This window comes from Nocardioides ultimimeridianus (assembly GCF_054777895.1).
Genome location: NZ_BAAHAB010000013.1, coordinates 274,319 through 289,502, shown reverse-complemented (window position 1 = coordinate 289,502; position 15,184 = coordinate 274,319). Strand labels below are relative to the sequence as shown.

19 protein-coding genes are annotated in these 15,184 nt (G+C 72.6%); 18 read left to right on the top strand and 1 reads right to left on the bottom strand.

Features of this window, described 5'->3' with window-relative positions; genetic code table 11:
• Positions 1-76 precede the first annotated feature (76 nt).
• From fliD to ACYU8V_RS14715, 3 genes are read left to right on the top strand one after another with little or no spacing between them, the layout of a single operon-like run.
• Entirely contained in the window at positions 77-1,486 is a 1,410-nt protein-coding gene (gene fliD, locus ACYU8V_RS14725) for a flagellar filament capping protein FliD (RefSeq protein WP_460848396.1), read from the top strand.
• Positions 1,487-1,496: 10 nt separating this feature from the next.
• Positions 1,497-1,889, top strand: a complete 393-nt coding sequence (gene fliS / locus ACYU8V_RS14720) for a flagellar export chaperone FliS (protein ID WP_460848394.1) — start codon at positions 1,497-1,499, stop codon at positions 1,887-1,889.
• Complete coding sequence (locus ACYU8V_RS14715; RefSeq protein ID WP_460848392.1) at positions 1,886-2,203, top strand: hypothetical protein; 318 nt, start codon at positions 1,886-1,888, stop codon at positions 2,201-2,203. The genes fliS and ACYU8V_RS14715 overlap by 4 nt, the downstream gene beginning before the upstream one ends.
• Before the next feature lie 549 nt (positions 2,204-2,752).
• Here ACYU8V_RS14715 and ACYU8V_RS14710 read toward each other — a convergent pair.
• A complete protein-coding gene (locus ACYU8V_RS14710; protein ID WP_460848391.1) occupies positions 2,753-3,814 on the bottom strand; it encodes a protein-glutamate methylesterase/protein-glutamine glutaminase in 1,062 nt (353 codons plus the stop codon).
• 56 nt (positions 3,815-3,870) lie between these two features.
• Between ACYU8V_RS14710 and ACYU8V_RS14705 the strand changes: the two genes are divergently transcribed.
• The 15 genes from ACYU8V_RS14705 (at position 3,871) to ACYU8V_RS14635 (ending at position 15,162) form a co-directional block, all read left to right on the top strand.
• The gene (locus ACYU8V_RS14705) at positions 3,871-4,785 is read left to right on the top strand and encodes a CheR family methyltransferase (RefSeq protein ID WP_460848389.1); all 915 of its coding nucleotides are present in this window, start codon (positions 3,871-3,873) and stop codon (positions 4,783-4,785) included.
• A 3-nt stretch (positions 4,786-4,788) separates the two neighbouring features.
• On the top strand, positions 4,789-5,169 hold the full coding sequence (locus ACYU8V_RS14700) for a response regulator (protein ID WP_460848388.1): 381 nt from the start codon (positions 4,789-4,791) through the stop codon (positions 5,167-5,169).
• Positions 5,166-5,642 carry a chemotaxis protein CheX gene (locus ACYU8V_RS14695; RefSeq protein ID WP_460848387.1) on the top strand — a complete coding sequence of 159 codons (477 nt, stop codon included), beginning with the start codon at positions 5,166-5,168 and terminating at the stop codon, positions 5,640-5,642. The genes ACYU8V_RS14700 and ACYU8V_RS14695 overlap by 4 nt, the downstream gene beginning before the upstream one ends.
• Before the next feature lie 46 nt (positions 5,643-5,688).
• Positions 5,689-6,048 (top strand): response regulator, encoded by a 360-nt coding sequence (locus ACYU8V_RS14690; RefSeq protein ID WP_460848386.1) that lies wholly within the window; start codon positions 5,689-5,691, stop codon positions 6,046-6,048.
• 10 nt (positions 6,049-6,058) lie between these two features.
• Positions 6,059-6,538, top strand: a complete 480-nt coding sequence (locus ACYU8V_RS14685; RefSeq protein WP_460848385.1) for a hypothetical protein — start codon at positions 6,059-6,061, stop codon at positions 6,536-6,538.
• Between the two features lie 170 nt (positions 6,539-6,708).
• Positions 6,709-7,062, top strand: coding sequence for a flagellar basal body rod protein FlgB (locus ACYU8V_RS14680; protein ID WP_460848384.1), 354 nt, complete (start codon positions 6,709-6,711; stop codon positions 7,060-7,062).
• Positions 7,062-7,454: a flagellar basal body rod protein FlgC gene (locus tag ACYU8V_RS14675; RefSeq protein WP_460848383.1), complete on the top strand. Its 393-nt coding sequence runs from the start codon at positions 7,062-7,064 to the stop codon at positions 7,452-7,454. The genes ACYU8V_RS14680 and ACYU8V_RS14675 overlap by 1 nt, the downstream gene beginning before the upstream one ends.
• Positions 7,454-7,834, top strand: coding sequence for a flagellar hook-basal body complex protein FliE (locus ACYU8V_RS14670; RefSeq protein ID WP_460848382.1), 381 nt, complete (start codon positions 7,454-7,456; stop codon positions 7,832-7,834). Before ACYU8V_RS14675 ends, ACYU8V_RS14670 begins: the two co-directional genes overlap by 1 nt.
• Positions 7,835-7,861: 27 nt before the next feature.
• Positions 7,862-9,460 (top strand): flagellar basal-body MS-ring/collar protein FliF, encoded by a 1,599-nt coding sequence (gene fliF / locus ACYU8V_RS14665; RefSeq protein WP_460848380.1) that lies wholly within the window; start codon positions 7,862-7,864, stop codon positions 9,458-9,460.
• Positions 9,457-10,485 (top strand): flagellar motor switch protein FliG, encoded by a 1,029-nt coding sequence (gene fliG, locus ACYU8V_RS14660; RefSeq protein ID WP_460848379.1) that lies wholly within the window; start codon positions 9,457-9,459, stop codon positions 10,483-10,485. Before fliF ends, fliG begins: the two co-directional genes overlap by 4 nt.
• Entirely contained in the window at positions 10,469-11,125 is a 657-nt protein-coding gene (locus ACYU8V_RS14655) for a FliH/SctL family protein (RefSeq protein WP_460848376.1), read from the top strand. The genes fliG and ACYU8V_RS14655 overlap by 17 nt, the downstream gene beginning before the upstream one ends.
• The gene (locus ACYU8V_RS14650) at positions 11,122-12,438 is read left to right on the top strand and encodes a FliI/YscN family ATPase (protein WP_460848375.1); all 1,317 of its coding nucleotides are present in this window, start codon (positions 11,122-11,124) and stop codon (positions 12,436-12,438) included. The genes ACYU8V_RS14655 and ACYU8V_RS14650 overlap by 4 nt, the downstream gene beginning before the upstream one ends.
• A complete protein-coding gene (locus ACYU8V_RS14645; protein ID WP_460848374.1) occupies positions 12,435-12,872 on the top strand; it encodes a flagellar FliJ family protein in 438 nt (145 codons plus the stop codon). The genes ACYU8V_RS14650 and ACYU8V_RS14645 overlap by 4 nt, the downstream gene beginning before the upstream one ends.
• A complete protein-coding gene (locus ACYU8V_RS14640) occupies positions 12,869-13,846 on the top strand; it encodes a transglycosylase SLT domain-containing protein (RefSeq protein WP_460848373.1) in 978 nt (325 codons plus the stop codon). Before ACYU8V_RS14645 ends, ACYU8V_RS14640 begins: the two co-directional genes overlap by 4 nt.
• Complete coding sequence (locus ACYU8V_RS14635; protein ID WP_460848372.1) at positions 13,843-15,162, top strand: flagellar hook-length control protein FliK; 1,320 nt, start codon at positions 13,843-13,845, stop codon at positions 15,160-15,162. The genes ACYU8V_RS14640 and ACYU8V_RS14635 overlap by 4 nt, the downstream gene beginning before the upstream one ends.
• Positions 15,163-15,184: the final 22 nt, after the last annotated feature.

The window sequence follows — 15,184 nt, the reverse complement described above, 5'->3', positions numbered from 1 at the left end:
GCACCTGAGTGCCGGTGGGGCCCCGGCCCCACCGGCACTCGTGCGTTCTCCCCCTGAGTCCCGACAGGAGTCGTCGATGACCACGAGTGGTACCAGCACGAGCGCCACGGGCGCCCTCCAGATCAGCGGCATCGCCAGCGGCCTGGACACCTCCGCGATCATCAGCTCGCTGATGTCGGTGGAGTCGGCGCCGCAGACCGCGATCAAGCACCGCGTCAGCTTCCAGCAGGCGCAGGTCAGCGCGCTCCAGTCGATCAACAGCGGGCTCGCGGCGATCAGCACCACCTCGGACAGCTTCAAGACCGGCAGCACCTGGACCCAGCTCACCACGACCTCGTCGAGCACGGCCGTCACCGTGGCCGCGACCAGCGCGGCGAGCCAGGGCAACCTGTCGATCACGGTCAACTCCATCGCCAGCCCCGCACAGCTCGGCTACGCGACCTCGGCCGCACTCACCGACGTCGTCGCCACCGCCGGCACCACGCTCCAGGTCACGATGAACGACGGCTCGCTCGTCACGGTCGACACCGGCGACGGCAAGCTGTCCACGCTCATCGCGAACATGAACAAGGCGACCGGAAGCGACGGCTCGAAGCTGCTGCAGGCCAGCGCCGTGAACGCCGGCAACGGCCAGGTGCGGCTGCTGATCTCGGCGGCCGCCACGGGTGCCGGCTCGCTCTCCGTCGCCACCTCCGACGGGAGCACGCTGCTCGGCGGGGCGGTCTCGGTCGCCGGCTCGGACGCCTCGGTGTCGGTCGGGGCCGGGATCACGGTGAGCTCGTCGAGCAACACGCTCACCTCGCTGCTGCCCGGCGTCACCGTGACCCTCGGCGGCGCGACGCCGATCGGGCAGCCGATCGCGGTCACCGTCGCCGACGACGGGGCCGCGCGCGCCAACGGCGTCAACCAGTTCGTCAAGCAGATCAACGAGCTGCTGTCCGACATCGCCGCGCAGACCAAGTACAGCTCGCAGCTGGGCACCAGCACGAGCGGCTCGTCCAACGACGCCGGGATCCTGGCCGGGAACCAGGACCTGGCGAGCGTCGTGAACGCGCTGCGGATGACGATCTTCCCCAAGGACGGCACCTCCATGGCGTCGTACGGGCTCGACATCGACCGCGACGGCACCCTGACCTTCGACGCCGACAAGTTCCAGACCGCCTACCAGGCCGACCCGTCCGGCGTACAGGCCGCGTTCACCGGGACCGCCGGCTGGGCCTCACGGGTCCTCAAGGTCTCCGAGGGCGCGAGCCTGCCGGCATCCGGAACCATCAGTCAGTCGATCAAGTCGCTCAACGACCGCATCGCGTCGGAGAACGACGACATCGACGCCTGGGACACCCGCCTCGCGATGAAGCAGACGGCGCTGGAGTCCATGTACACCAACCTCGAGACGACGCTGAGCAAACTCCAGTCCCAGCAGTCGTGGCTGTCCTCCGCCCTGTCCTCGCTGGACGGCGGCTGGTCGCAGAACAACAAGGGCTGAGGAGCTCGCCATGTCCAGCACACAGTTCTCCGCGCGTACGGCGTACCAAGGCAACTCGGTCGCCACCGCCACCCCCGCACGGCTCCTGGTCATGCTCTTCGAGCGACTGGTCCTCGACTGCGAGCGCGGCCTGCGGGCCCTGATCGCGCAGGACATCGAGGCCGCCCACGTGCAGCTCGTCCACGCGCAGGCGATCGTCACCGAGCTGCAGTCGTCCCTCGTCGTCGAGGGCATGCCGGCCGGTCGCGAGCTGATGGCCCTCTACGGGTTCCTGCAGCGCCGGCTGATCCAGGCCAACGTGACCCACCAGCCGACCGCCGCGAAGGACGCGCTCATCGTGGCGCGGGACCTCTGCGAGACCTGGAAGGCCGCCACGCTCAAGGCCGCCGGAGGTGCGTCATGAGCGCCGACGACCCGGTGGTGACCGGTTGGGACGCCGCGCTCGGCGACCTGGAGACCCACGTCGCCGAGGCCGAGCGGCTGGTACGAGGACGCCTGGGGGGCGCCCTCGCGACCTGGGCCCCGCCCGGCGACCTCGGCCCGGTGCCCGACGAGTTCCTGTTCCGCGCGCGGCAGCTGCTGCGCCGCCAGCAGGCGCTCATCGACGCCATCCCCGGGATGATGTCGACCACCGGCGACCAGCGGCGGGTGCTGGGCCGGATCGCCGATGCGACCGTGCGACCAACGGTGCCGGTCTACATCGACGTGGCGACCTGATCCCTCTCTTACTTCGGGGCTGGTCTGGGCGGCCGCACCGTAGCCGCCCGGTCCCCGGCGTCAAGGATGCTCGCTTCGCTCGCCCCGCTGCGCGGCGCTTCGCGTCCTTGACCCCGGGTCCTTACCGGGCGGCAGGACGGCGCGACAACGGCACGGGCTTCGCCCGCGCCGCCGCTACGCGGCCGCCACGGAGGGGGCATCCTCTTCGGGGAGTTCTCCCGGCGTGTGGTGCCCGGCGGACTCCCCCTTACCTCCCGCGGCACAACCCGGGCCCGGCCTGACCGCCCAAGAGGTACAAGATCGCCCGCACGGGTGATCTTCACGGACTCGGCAGCCCGAAAGGGCGTCACGATCGTCCGCGCGGGCGATCTTGCACCCCACCGCGACCCGCTACGAACGATGGGCCAGGTGACCCATAGTCCTTAGCGCCTCGACACCCACCCGCGCTGGCGGCCGCGCAGCGGCGGCGCGGGCGAAGTGAGCGTCCTTGACGGCGGGAGGCGCACGGCCAAGGTGCGGCCGCCCAAGACCAACCCCGAGGAGAAGCGCTCAGCCGACGGCGCTCTCCCGCCGAGCCCGCACCGCCGACGTGATGGCGCCCGGCAGCTCCGCGAGCGGCAGCACCCCGGCGGCGAGGCCGGCGCTGGCGACGGCGCCGGGCATGCCCCACACCACCGAGGTCTCGGCGTCCTGGACGAGGGTCTGCCCGCCGGCGGAGGCCACCAGCTGGGCACCGACCATCCCGTCTTGGCCCATGCCGGTGAGGACGACGGCGAGGACGCCGCCGCCCCAGACCGAGACGGCGGACCGGAAGAGCACGTCGACGGCGGGTCGGCAGAAGTTCTCCTGCGGGCCCTGGTCGAGGGCGGCGCGGACCACTCCCCCGACCGAGCTCACCTGAAGGTGGAAGTCCCCGGGTGCCAGCAGGACGGTCCCCGCGGCGACGAGGTCGCCGTCGGCGGCCTCCCGCACGGTCAGCGGCGACGCCTTGTCCAGGCGCTGCGCGAGCATCGTGGTGAAGACCGGGGGCATGTGCTGCACGATCAGGACCGGTACGCCGAGGTCCTGGGGCAGTGCCGGCAGCAGCTTCGCGAGCGCGTCCGGCCCGCCGGTCGAGCAGCCGATGACCAGCGCCCGGACCGCCGGACCGGCGAACGGGGCCGGCCGGCGGCGTACCGCGACGGGCGACGGGGTCATCTGGCGCATCCGCGCCAACGCGCGGATCCGGGGGACGAGCTGGTCGCGGATCGCGGCGATGCCGTCGGCGATCTGGCCGGTGTTGGAGGGCTTGGTGACGTAGTCGGAGGCACCGCGGGACAGCGCGTCCAGGGTCGCGGTCGCGCCCCGCTCGGTCAGCGTGGAGAACATGATGACCGGCAGCCGCGGGTGCCGGTCCCGGATCTCGCTGAGCGCGCCGAGCCCGTCCAGGCGCGGCATCTCGATGTCGAGGGTCACCACGTCCGGACGCAGCCGGTCGACCACCTCGATGGCCTCCAGCCCGTCCTGGGCCACGCCCGCGACCTCGATGTCGGGAGCGGCGCGCAGCGCGGTCGTGACGAGCCGACGTACCAGCGCTGAGTCGTCGACGACGACCACTCGGATGGGATCCACACAGCGCTCATCGGCTGACCGCTCACATCCCTGAGAGGGTCGCCGATGGAAGTCGCGTGAGCCCCACCAACGACACCTTCGCTCAGGTCGCCGCCCTCGTCCGGCGCGAGACCTCGATGGTGTACGACGACGGCAAGGAGTACCTGGTCCAGGCGCGACTCACCCCGTTGGCGAAGGCCATGGGGCTGAGCATCGACGACTACGTGCGCCGCCTGCCCGTGGACCCGGTCGAACGACGCAAGGCCGTCGACGCACTCACCATCAACGAGACCAGCTGGTTCCGCGACAACTCGCCCTACCAGGTGTTCACCGACGACCTGCTGCCCGCGATCATCGCGGCCCGCACGGCGCAGGCCGCCAACGCGATCCTGCCCAACCGGACGATCCGGATCTGGAGCGCGGCCTGCTCCAGCGGGCAGGAGGCCTACTCGATCGCGATGCTGTGCGAGGAGCGGCTGCCCCAGGGTTGGGACTACGAGATCGTCGCGACCGACATCTCCACCGAGATGGTGGACCGGGTGCGCGCGGGCCGCTACAGCCAGGTCGAGGTCAACCGCGGCCTGCCGGCCACGCGGCTGATCAGCTACTTCACCCGCGAGGGCCGTGAGTGGCAGGTCCTGGACCGGCTCCGCGAGCGGGTGCACCCCCGGCAGATGAACCTGGCGGCGCCGTACGTCGGGATGGGGACCTTCGACCTCATCCTGCTGCGCAACGTCCTGATCTACTTCGAGCCCGCCACCAAGCACGACATCGTGCGGCGGATGCTGCCGATGGTGGCCCCCCACGGCTACCTGATGCTCGGCTCGTCCGAGACGACACTCGACTTCCCACCGGACCTGGCCGCCGCCTGGCGGCGCGAGCAGTTCGGGCGGGTGCAGACCCATCAACGTGCCGATGCCCCGGTTCCTGACCGGGCGGCCGCGACCACCGTCCCCACGCTCGGGGCCCGACTGACCGCCACAGGAGCCTGAACCATGCGCGCGATGATCATCGACGACTCCCGGGCGATGCGGAGCATCCTGCGCCGCGTCGTGACCGGCCTCGACTTCGAGGCGTCCGAGGCCGGCAACGGCCGCGAGGCGCTCGACCAGCTGGAGGCGGGCGTCGTACCGGACGTGTGCCTGATCGACTGGAACATGCCGGTGATGGACGGCTACACGTTCATCACCAAGGTCCGGGAGAACCCGGCGTGGCGCAACATCACGCTGATGATGGTGACCACGGAGAGCGAGCAGTCCAACATCGTGCGGGCGCTCGCGGCGGGCGCGCACGAGTACGTCATCAAGCCGTTCACGCCCGACGCCATCGCCGAGAAGCTGGAGCTGCTCGGCCTCACCTCCGGAGGTGCGGCATGACCGCCCAGACCTACGACGCCCCCGCCCTCGACGACCTGCACTGGGTCGCCGACGAGGTCTGGCGCGCGCTGCTCGGCGAGGACGAGGAGCTCACCGCCCGCGCGGTCCCGCCGGGCACCCCCTTCGACGCCCCCGGCACCTGGTCGGCTGCGGTGTCGGTGAGCGGCGAGTGGCAGGGCACGATCACCGTCGAGCTCTCCGCGGACATCGCGGCCCGGCTGACCGCCCAGATGCTGGCGCTGCCGCCCGGCGAGGACGCCGCCGACGCGGACCTCGCGGACGCGGTCGGCGAGCTGGTCAACATGGTCGGCGGCAACGTGAAGAGCCTGATGCCCGGCCCCAGCGTGCTGTCGCTGCCGATGGTGGCGGCCGGGCGCGCGGCCCACTCCTCCGAGCTCGCCGAGGCCGTCCGGTACGACGCCTGCTGGCGCGACGAGCCGCTGCGCTTCTCGGTCCACACCCCGAGCCACTGATCCACCAGCTCCCCAGGAACGCACCAACCCACGGATGGGAAAGAACATGAAGATCCTCATCGCCGACGACTCCCGCGTGATGCGCCAGATCGTCATCCGCACCCTGCGTCAGGCCGGCCACGGCGGCCACGAGATCGTCGAGGCCGAGAACGGCCGCGAGGCCCTGGCCATGGTGGCCACCGAGGCGCCGGACCTCGTCCTCTCGGACTGGAACATGCCGGAGATGAACGGCATCGACTGCCTGTCCGCGCTGCGCGCGAGCGGCTCCCAGGTGCCGTTCGGCTTCGTGACGTCGGAGGGCTCCGAGGAGATGCGGACCCGCGCGGCGTCGGCCGGCGCGGCGTTCCTGATCGCGAAGCCGTTCACCCCGGAGGCGTTCGACGACGCCCTCCGCTCGGTCCTCTGAGGGGTACGCCGTGCCGATCCACCTGCCCCAGCCCAAGCAGCTGCGCGACCTGCTCACCGAGCTGCTCGACCGCGCGGTCACGCTCACCCCGAGCGGCCCCTACGCCCCCGGCCCGGACACGCCCGCCTCCGTCGCGGTGTACGTCGACGACAGCCTCCGCATCTCGGCCGCCATCGTGTGCGACCTGCCGCTCTCGGCGTACGCCGGTGCCGCGCTCGGCCTGGTGCCGCCCGGTGGCGCCCAGGCGGCGATCGAGGACGGCAAGCTGGACGACAACCTCAAGGACAACCTCTACGAGGTCCTCAACATCGCGGCGTCGGTCTTCAACGTCGCCGGCGCGGACCACCTGCGCCTCCACGAGCTGCACCCCGCCGGCCCGCCGCTGCCTCCGCTGGTCCGCCTGCACGCCCTCACCCTGGGCCGCCGCGAGGACCTCGCGGTGGACGTGGCCGGGTACGGGTCCGGGCTGCTCTCGGTCATCCTCGTCTGACGCGGGCCGATTTCGGCCCGAAGGGGCAGAGCTGGCGGGACCATCGTCCCGAGCGGGTCAGCCCCGCCCCCCACCGGCCGAACACCTCCCTGAGCTAGGGACAGCTCGCCACCGCCGACGGACCGGCACCGAACACCCGCCTCACGGCGGGTCGAACAAGGGGCAAGCCCGTGTCCTTCGGTACGTCCGATGCCGTCAGCTTCGTGCTGCACACCGCCATCAACGGCCTGGCCGAGCGCCAGAACGTCATCTCCGACGACATCGCGAACGTCGACACCCCCAACTTCCGGGCGCGCAGCGTGGACTTCGAGACGGCCCTCAAGGCGGCCATCGACCGCGGCGAGTCCAACGGCGACATCAGCTCCACGGTGACCCCGACCGACACCCCCGTCGGCGCCAACGGCAACAACGTCGACCTCCGCAAGGAGGAGATGGCGGCCATCCAGACCCAGTACCAGTACCAGATCGTCGGGCAGGCCTTCTCGAACCGGGCCGACATCATGCGCACCGTGGCGGCCATGTGATGGGCGCCTTCGACACGCTCGCCATCGCGAACACCGCACTCGGCGCCCACCAGACCTGGCTCGACGCGGTCGCCGACAACATCGCGAACGTCAACACGGTCCGGCCGACGAGCGGTCCCGCCTTCCAGGCGACCTACGTCGAGTTCGCGGCCGACCCGAACGGCGGCGTCGACGTGGCCGGCTACGCGCCCGGCGACGCGACCGGCCTCGTGGTCAGCCAGCCGGACAACCCGCTCGCCGACGCGCAGGGCTACGTCCGCGCCCCCGACATCGACCTCGCCGACCAGATGGGCGAGCTGGTGATGGCCCAGCGCGGCTACCAGGCCTCCGTCCAGGTCACCAAGACCGCCCAGGACACCTACTCCGCGGCCCTCCAGATCGGACAGAAGTGATGAGCATCAGCCCGATCTCCTTCCCCTCGCTCGACGCCCTCGGCTCGGCCGGCTCCGTCGCCGGTGGCAACCTCGCGCCCGCCGACCTGTCCGGCATGGGCGGCGTCCAGGGCGTGACCGGCGGCATCGACGGCCCCACCGGTACGTCGAGCACCAACGGCGCCGAGTTCGGCAACCTGGTCATCGACGGCCTGGACCGGCTCGAGGGCCTCACCGACAAGGCCGACAAGCTCTCCGTCCAGGCGGCCACCGGCGACCTGAGCAACATCCACGACTACACGATCGCCGCGAGCGAGGCGCAGGTCGCCACCCAGCTGACCGTCTCGGTCCGCAACCAGGCCCTCGACGCCTTCAACAAGATCCTGCAGATGCAGGTCTGAGCCCGGACCGACCAGGACTGATCTGACATGGACACCATGCGCGACCGGGGCATCCGGTACCTCAACCGCGGCAAGGACACCTTCCTCGGCTTCACCGCCGGGCAGAAGGCGGTCGTCGTGATCGGCACGGCCGCCCTGCTGTTGGCCGCCTTCCTCGTGTTCCGGTGGGCCTCGACCCCGACGTACGCGCCCCTGTACTCCAACCTCTCCGGCCAGGACGCGAGCGCGGTCGTCGACGAGCTGCAGTCGGAGGGCGTCCCGTACAAGCTCACCGGCGGCGGTACGACGATCATGGTGCCGCAGTCCGACGTCTACTCGAGCCGGATCACCCTGTCCGGCAAGGGCCTGCCGTCCTCGTCCGACACCGGCTACTCGATCCTCGACAGCGAAGGCCTGTCGACCTCCGAGTTCACCCAGCAGACCGACTACAAGCGGGCGATGGAGGGCGAGCTCGCGAGCACGCTGGAGGCGATCGACGGCGTGAGCACGGCGATCGTGCACCTCGCCATCCCCGAGAAGCAGGTCTTCAGCGACCAGCAGCAGCCGACCACCGCGTCGGTCCTCGTCGCCACCGACGCCGGCACCACGCTCACCCAGGACCAGGTCCAGGCGATCGTGCATCTGGTCGCCTCGAGCATCGCGGGCCTCGACCCGAAGAACGTCACCGTCTCCGACTCCTCCGGCCAGGTCCTCACCGCCCAGGACGACGGCAGCGGTACGACGACCGCGTCGAACCAGAACGCCGCCGTGGCCGCCTTCGCGAGCACCGTGAAGTCCCAGATCCAGGGCATCCTCGACCCGGTCGTCGGCCCCGGCAACTCGACCATCGCCGTGACCCCGACCCTCGACTTCGACCAGGCCAGCCAGGTCACGCGGTCCTACAAGGCGCCGCCGAAGGGCACCCCGCCGCTGTCGCAGTCGTGGACCAAGGAGCACTACAACGGCGTCGGGGCCAACGGCACCGCCAGCGGCGTGGTCGGCCCCAACGGACAGATGGGTCCCGGGGCGTCGACGAGCAGCGGCCCGTCGGCGTACCAGAACGACACCAACACCCAGGACAACCCGGTCGGCATGACCGTGGAGAACCGGGTCAAGGCGCCCGGATCGCTCAAGGACCTCCACGTCAGCGTCGTCCTCAACGCCGCGACCGCCGCGGCCATCCAGCCGGCGGTGATCAAGCAGCTCGTCGCGTCCGGCATCGGCATCAACACCAAGCGCGGCGACACGATCGACGTCTCCTCGCTGCCGTTCGACCAGACGGCCGCCAAGCAGGCAGCGGCCGAGCTCGCCGCCGCGGCCGCCGCCAAGCACAAGGCCTCGCAGAGCGCGCTCTACCGCAACGCCGGCCTCGCCGCGCTGGTCGCGATCATGCTGATCCTGGCCTGGCTGCAGGCCCGGCGCCGGGCGAAGGCCCGCGACGAGGCGACCGAGTACCTCATCGAGCAGGTCCGCGCCGGTCACGCCGAGCGGGTCGCGATCGAGACCCACGCGCCCGCCCCGGCCCTCGAGCTGCCGCCGGTCGACCCCGAGGACGACCGCATCCGCGAGGAGCTGCTCGCGCTGGTGGAGAAGCAGCCCGACGATGTCGCGGCCCTCCTGCGCGGCTGGCTGGTGGAGCCCCGATGAGCCTGATGCCCACCCCCGGCGCGCTGGCCACGCTCGGCGTCCGCAAGGCCGCCGTGCTGCTCATCCAGCTCGGCAAGGAGCGCGCCGCGCAGGTCATGGCGCACCTCTCCGACGCCGAGGTCGAGGCGATCTCGGGCGAGATCGCGCGGCTCAACGCGGTGTCCGCGAGCGAGACCGAGTCGGTGCTCACCGAGTTCCACGACATGATCACCGCGCACGCCCACATCAACCAGGGCGGGTTCGGGTTCGCGCAGCAGCTGCTCGAGCAGTCCCTCGGCCCGGAGCGGGCCAAGGAGATCATGGAGCGGCTGCACGCCGCCGCCGTACAGATGCCGTTCCAGTTCCTGCACCGCGCGGACCCCGCGCAGCTGCGGGGGTTCATCGCCGACGAGCACCCGCAGGTGATCGCGCTCGTGCTGGCGCACATGGCCGCCGACAAGGCCTCGCTGCTGCTCAGCGGGCTGCCCGCGCACCAGCAGGCCGTCGTGGCGCACCGGATCGCGGTCATGGACCGCACCTCGCCCGAGATCATCCGCACCGTCGAGAGCATCCTGGAGCGCAAGCTCTCCTCGATGCTGCAGCCCGCCGAGGTCTCGCGGGTCGGCGGCGTCGACCCCCTGGTCAACATCATCAACCGCTCGGACCGTCCCACCGAGCGGCAGATCGTCGAGGGCCTCGAGGGCCTCGACCCGGCCCTGGCCGAGGAGGTCAAGAGCCGGATGTTCATGTTCGAGGACATCGTCAACCTCGACGACCGCTCGGTGCAGCAGGTGCTGCGCCAGGTCGACACCGCCGAGCTCGCCCTCGCCCTCAAGGGCGTCAGCGACACGGTCCGCTCCAAGATCACCTCGAACCTCTCCGAGCGCGCGGCCGAGAACCTGCTCGACGAGGTCGAGATGCTCGGCGCGGTCCGCCTCGCGCAGGTCGAGGAGGCCCAGCAGAGCATCATCCGCACGATCCGCCAGCTCGAGGAGCAGGGGCAGATCATGGTCCGGCGCGGGAACGACGATGAGTTCGTCGTCTGAGGCGCGCCGGCTCGAGATGCCGGAGCTGCGCCACGGGGAGTGGACCCGGCGCGGCGGCGCGGCCGTGCTCGGCGACGCCGCCACCGAGACCATGCTCGGCGACCTCGCCCAGCGGACCCGCGAGGCCGCCCAGGCCCAGGGGTACGCCGTGGGGTGGGCCGAGGGCCGACGCGCGGCCGCCGCCGAGGCGCTGGCCGTGCGTGACCAGGTGGCCGCGGCGCGTGCCGCCGAGGACGCCGTACGCCGCCAGGAGCACGCCGCCGCGATGGCGGCCCTGGCCCAGGCGGCCGAGCAGGTGCGGGGGCTGCTCGGCGACCTGGCCGGCGCGATCGAGGCGCAGGCCACCGGGCTCGCGTGGGCGCTGACCGAGGAGCTGGTGGGCCGCGAGGTCCGCTCGGCGGACTCGGTCGACACCGTCCGCCGCGTGCTGGCGGTGCTGCCCGACTCCCCCGTCGCCACCGTCTCGCTGCACCCGTCGGTCGTGGGCGACGCGGTCGTCCAGGACCTGCTGGCGCGCGGGGTGCGGGTCGTCCCTGACCCGTCCCTGGCGCCGGTCGACGCCCTGGTCGAGGCCGACGGCGCCGTCAGCGACCTGCGCATCGACGCGGCGCTGGAGCGGGTCCGCGAGGTGCTCCGATGAGCGTGCTCACCGCCGGCGTGATCGAGCGCGCGCACGACGCCGTCGCTCCGCTGCGGCTGGGTACCGTCACCGAGCTGGTCGGCCTGCACCTGGAGGTCCGGGGGCTCCGGGTGGCGGTCGGCGACCTGGTGTCGGTCCGCACCGACGGCGGTCCGCTGCTGGCCGAGGTCGCCGCGGTCCGGCCGCGCGCGGCCATCTGCCTCCCGCTCGGGCCCACCGCCGGCGTACGCGTCGGCGACCTGGTCGAGAACACCGGCGGCCCGCTCCGGATCCGGGTGGGCGAGGCGCTCCTGGGCCGGGTCCTGGACGGCCTGGGCCGCCCGATCGACCGCGGCCCCGGGCTCGACCTGCTGCCCGGCCTCAGCACCGTGAGCGTCGACAACGACGCCCCCGCTCCCCTGGACCGGCCCCGCATCGACGAGCCTCTCGGCCTGGGCGTGCGGGCGCTGGACGCGCTCGTCCCCTGCGGCCGCGGCCAGCGGATCGGCATCATGGCCGGCTCCGGTGTGGGCAAGTCCTCGCTGCTGTCGATGATCGCCCGCGGCACCGACGCGCAGGTCAACGTGATCGCCCTGGTCGGCGAGCGCGGGCGTGAGGTCCGCGAGTTCATCGAGGGCGACCTCGGTCCGGCCGGGATGGCGCGGTCCGTGGTCGTCGTGGCGACCTCGGACGCACCCGCGGTCGAGCGGATGCGCGCCGGCTTCACCGCCACCCGGATCGCGGAGTGGTTCCGCGACACCGGCCGCGACGTCGTGCTGATGCTCGACTCGCTCACCCGCATCTCCATGGCCCAGCGCGAGATCGGCCTGTCCGCCGGCGAGCCGCCCGCGACCCGCGGCTACCCGCCGAGCGTGTTCGGGCTGATGCCGCGGCTGCTCGAGCGCGCCGGCACCTCGGCCGCCGGCTCGATCACCGGCCTCTACACCGTCCTGGTCGAGGGCGATGACCTGCAGGACCCGATCGGCGACACCGCCCGCTCCATCCTGGACGGCCACGTCGTGCTGTCCCGCGAGCTCGCGACGTCGGGCCACTTCCCGGCCATCGACGTGCTCGAGTCGATCTCGCGCGTCACCAACGCCGTCACCACGCCCGAGCAGCAGCACGACGCGCGCCTGCTGCGCCGGATGCTCGCCGCGCACCGCTCGGTCAAGGAGCTCCTCGACATCGGTGCGTACGTCGCCGGCGCGGACCCGTACGCCGACGCCGCCATCGCGCGGCTGCCGCGGATCGAGGACTTCCTCTGCCAGTCGATGGACGACGCCACCCCGACCGCCGACACCTGGCGGCTGCTGCACGAGCTGGTGGCCCCGTGAGCGCGCGCGAGGACCGCGGCCTCAAGGCGGTCGAGCTGGTCCGCGGCGTCCGCGAGCAGGACAGCCGGATCGGCCTGCAGCACGCCCTCGCCGAGGAGCGCGCCATCACCGGCCGGCTCTCCGGCTACCGGTCCCGGCTGGCCACCGCCGAGGTGCCCGCCACCGCCACGCCCGGCCAGCTGATCAGCCTGCGAGCCGCGCTCGGCATGCTCGGCGACCTGATCGCCACCACCGCCGTCGACGCCTCGACGGCCACCACCCTGAGCGCCGACGCGCGCAGCCGGTGGACCACCGACAAGGCCCGCCTGGCCGCGGTCGAGCACCTGCTGGAGCAGCGCGCGCAGCGCCGCCGGGCAGCCGCGGACCGGCGTACCGCCGCGGAGCTGGACGACATCGCCGCCCAGCGCTGGCTTCGACTGCAGGAGAGCCGATGAGCATCGACCAGGTCACCTCCCGGATCGCCCAGATCCAGAGCCAGCTGAGCCAGCTGTACCCGACCGCGACGTCCACCGACTTCGCGACGACCCTCGCCGCGACCGGGACGCCCGACACCGGCGTGGCCGGCGCGGCGCGCGTCGCCCCCGGCAGCACGGTGGCCGGCACGGACGTCGTCGCCGACGCCAAGAAGTACCTCGGCGTGCCCTACGTGTGGGGCGGCACCGACCCGCTCAAGGGCATGGACTGCTCGGCCTTCGTCCAGCGCGTGTACGGCGACCTCGGCTACTCGCTCCCCCGCGTCTCCTCCGAGCAGGCGACCCAGGGCACGGCGGTGGGGAGCCTCGCCGAGGCGCAGCCCGGCGACATCCTGGCCTTCGGCTCGCCCGTGCACCACGTGGCCATCTACCTGGGCGGCGGGAAGATGATCGAGGAGCCGCACACCGGCTCGGAGTGCCGGATCAGCGACGTCTACGAGACCCCCACCCACATCCGCCGGATCCTCGGGTCGGTGGCGCCGGACGCCGCGGCGGCCTCGGCGGGCACGACGTCGACGCCGGGCATCGCGGCCCGGGTGTCCACCGCGATCCCGTACGCCGACCTGATGAACGCCGCCTCGGCCCGGACCGGTGTCCCGGCCGAGCTGATCGCGGCGGTCGCCAAGCAGGAGTCCGGCTTCAACGCGCGGGCCGTCAGCCCGGTCGGGGCCCAGGGCCTGATGCAGCTGATGCCCGGGACCGCACGCGGCCTCGGCGTCACGAACTCCTTCGACCCGGCCCAGGCCATCGACGGCGGCGCGCGACTGCTCAAGTCGCTGCTGACCAAGTTCGACGGCCGGGTCGACCTGGCGTTGGCGGGCTACAACGCCGGTGCCGGTGCGGTGCAGCGGTACGACGGCGTCCCGCCGTACCGGGAGACCCAGAACTACGTGAAGGACATCATGGCGATGCTGCAGAACGGGGTGGCCGCATGAACATCACCTCCAGCACTCCGAGCACCCCCTCCGCCCTGCCCGCCGCGGGCGCGGCAGGTGGTGCGGGTGGCCCCGGTGGCGCGGGCCAGCTCGACCTGGCGTCCCTGCTGGGCCTGGGCGGGCCGGCCGGGAACGGTACGGCGACCGGGCAGCAGCCCGGCACCGACACCACCGACCCCGGCGCGCCGCAGGGCTTCGCCGCCGCGCTCGCCGCACTGCTCGGCGGGGTAGCGGCGGGGGTGGCTCCGGTGACGCCCCTCGCGTCCCCGGCCGCGTCGGCGACGCCGACCGCCACCACCCTCACCACCGTCCCGTCACCGGCGCACGGCGTGGGGTCGCCCGGGTCGGTCGCGCCTGCGGGGTCGGCCACGACCTGGTCCGCCGCCGCTTGCTTGCCGGCAGGTAAGTACTTGCCTGCCGGCAAGCAAGAGAGCGCGACCGACTCCGCTGCGACCGGATCCGACGCGATCGCCGGGCCCGCCGCGGCGGCCGCGACCGCGCCCGTGGCCGGACCTGCGACGCAGACCGTCGCACAGCCGCTCGCGCAGCCCCTCGCACAGCCCCTCGCACAGCCCGGGGAGCAGAACCTGCCGGGAACCGCGGGTCCGAAGCCCTCCACCCCCGCCGCGAATCGCGCGTCGCGGTCCACCGGAAGTGGCGTCTCGGCGGACCACAACGACGGACTCGCGGTCGCGGCGGCCCCCGCAGCCACCGCCCCGGCGTCCGGCACCGACCCCGTCGCACCCGTGCTCGCGGCCACCAGCGCCCTCACCGCGAGCAGCACCGTCACCACGACCTCGGGCGACAGCACCACCACGGTGGTGACCCGCCAGGTGTTCCCCGAGGTGACCAAGCTGGCCACCGCGCCGGGCAGCCACCGGATCACCATCGTGCTCAACCCGGCCCACCTCGGTGAGGTGCGGGTGAGCATGGTGGTCCGCGACGGCTCGGTCCGGGTCACCCTGGACGCCGGCGACCAGCGGGTGCAGCAGTCCCTGTCCAGCAGCACCCCGGAGCTGCAGCGGCTGCTGGAGCGCACCGGCGCCACCGACACCCGGATCTCGGTCCAGGGCCAGGCACCCAGCCAGTCCGCAGGCCAGTCCGCGGGCCAGTCCCCCGGCCAGTCGCTCGGCCAGTCCTCGGGCTTCGCGGGCCAGGCAGGCCAGTCCAGCCAGTCCAGCCAGTCGGGCCAGTCCGGGCAGCCGGGCCACGAGCAGCGCCACCTCCCCGAGGCCCCGCCGGAGACCGACGACCGGGCGTCGCCGGCCGGCGCCCCCCGGCGTACCGCCGCCGGCCGCCTCGACCAGACCCTCTAGACCCAGCCAGAAGCAAGGGAGC

What these genes read in the sequence shown, in the direction of transcription:
- fliD (WP_460848396.1), top strand. Translation starts at nt 77, where the DNA reads ATGACCACGAGTGGTACCAGCACGAGCGCCACGGGCGCCCTCCAGATC.
- fliS (WP_460848394.1), top strand. Translation starts at nt 1,497, where the DNA reads ATGTCCAGCACACAGTTCTCCGCGCGTACGGCGTACCAAGGCAACTCG.
- ACYU8V_RS14715 (WP_460848392.1), top strand. Translation starts at nt 1,886, where the DNA reads ATGAGCGCCGACGACCCGGTGGTGACCGGTTGGGACGCCGCGCTCGGC.
- ACYU8V_RS14700 (WP_460848388.1), top strand. Translation starts at nt 4,789, where the DNA reads ATGCGCGCGATGATCATCGACGACTCCCGGGCGATGCGGAGCATCCTG.
- ACYU8V_RS14695 (WP_460848387.1), top strand. Translation starts at nt 5,166, where the DNA reads ATGACCGCCCAGACCTACGACGCCCCCGCCCTCGACGACCTGCACTGG.
- ACYU8V_RS14690 (WP_460848386.1), top strand. Translation starts at nt 5,689, where the DNA reads ATGAAGATCCTCATCGCCGACGACTCCCGCGTGATGCGCCAGATCGTC.
- ACYU8V_RS14675 (WP_460848383.1), top strand. Translation starts at nt 7,062, where the DNA reads ATGGGCGCCTTCGACACGCTCGCCATCGCGAACACCGCACTCGGCGCC.
- ACYU8V_RS14670 (WP_460848382.1), top strand. Translation starts at nt 7,454, where the DNA reads ATGAGCATCAGCCCGATCTCCTTCCCCTCGCTCGACGCCCTCGGCTCG.
- fliF (WP_460848380.1), top strand. Translation starts at nt 7,862, where the DNA reads ATGGACACCATGCGCGACCGGGGCATCCGGTACCTCAACCGCGGCAAG.
- fliG (WP_460848379.1), top strand. Translation starts at nt 9,457, where the DNA reads ATGAGCCTGATGCCCACCCCCGGCGCGCTGGCCACGCTCGGCGTCCGC.
- ACYU8V_RS14655 (WP_460848376.1), top strand. Translation starts at nt 10,469, where the DNA reads ATGAGTTCGTCGTCTGAGGCGCGCCGGCTCGAGATGCCGGAGCTGCGC.
- ACYU8V_RS14650 (WP_460848375.1), top strand. Translation starts at nt 11,122, where the DNA reads ATGAGCGTGCTCACCGCCGGCGTGATCGAGCGCGCGCACGACGCCGTC.
- ACYU8V_RS14640 (WP_460848373.1), top strand. Translation starts at nt 12,869, where the DNA reads ATGAGCATCGACCAGGTCACCTCCCGGATCGCCCAGATCCAGAGCCAG.
- ACYU8V_RS14635 (WP_460848372.1), top strand. Translation starts at nt 13,843, where the DNA reads ATGAACATCACCTCCAGCACTCCGAGCACCCCCTCCGCCCTGCCCGCC.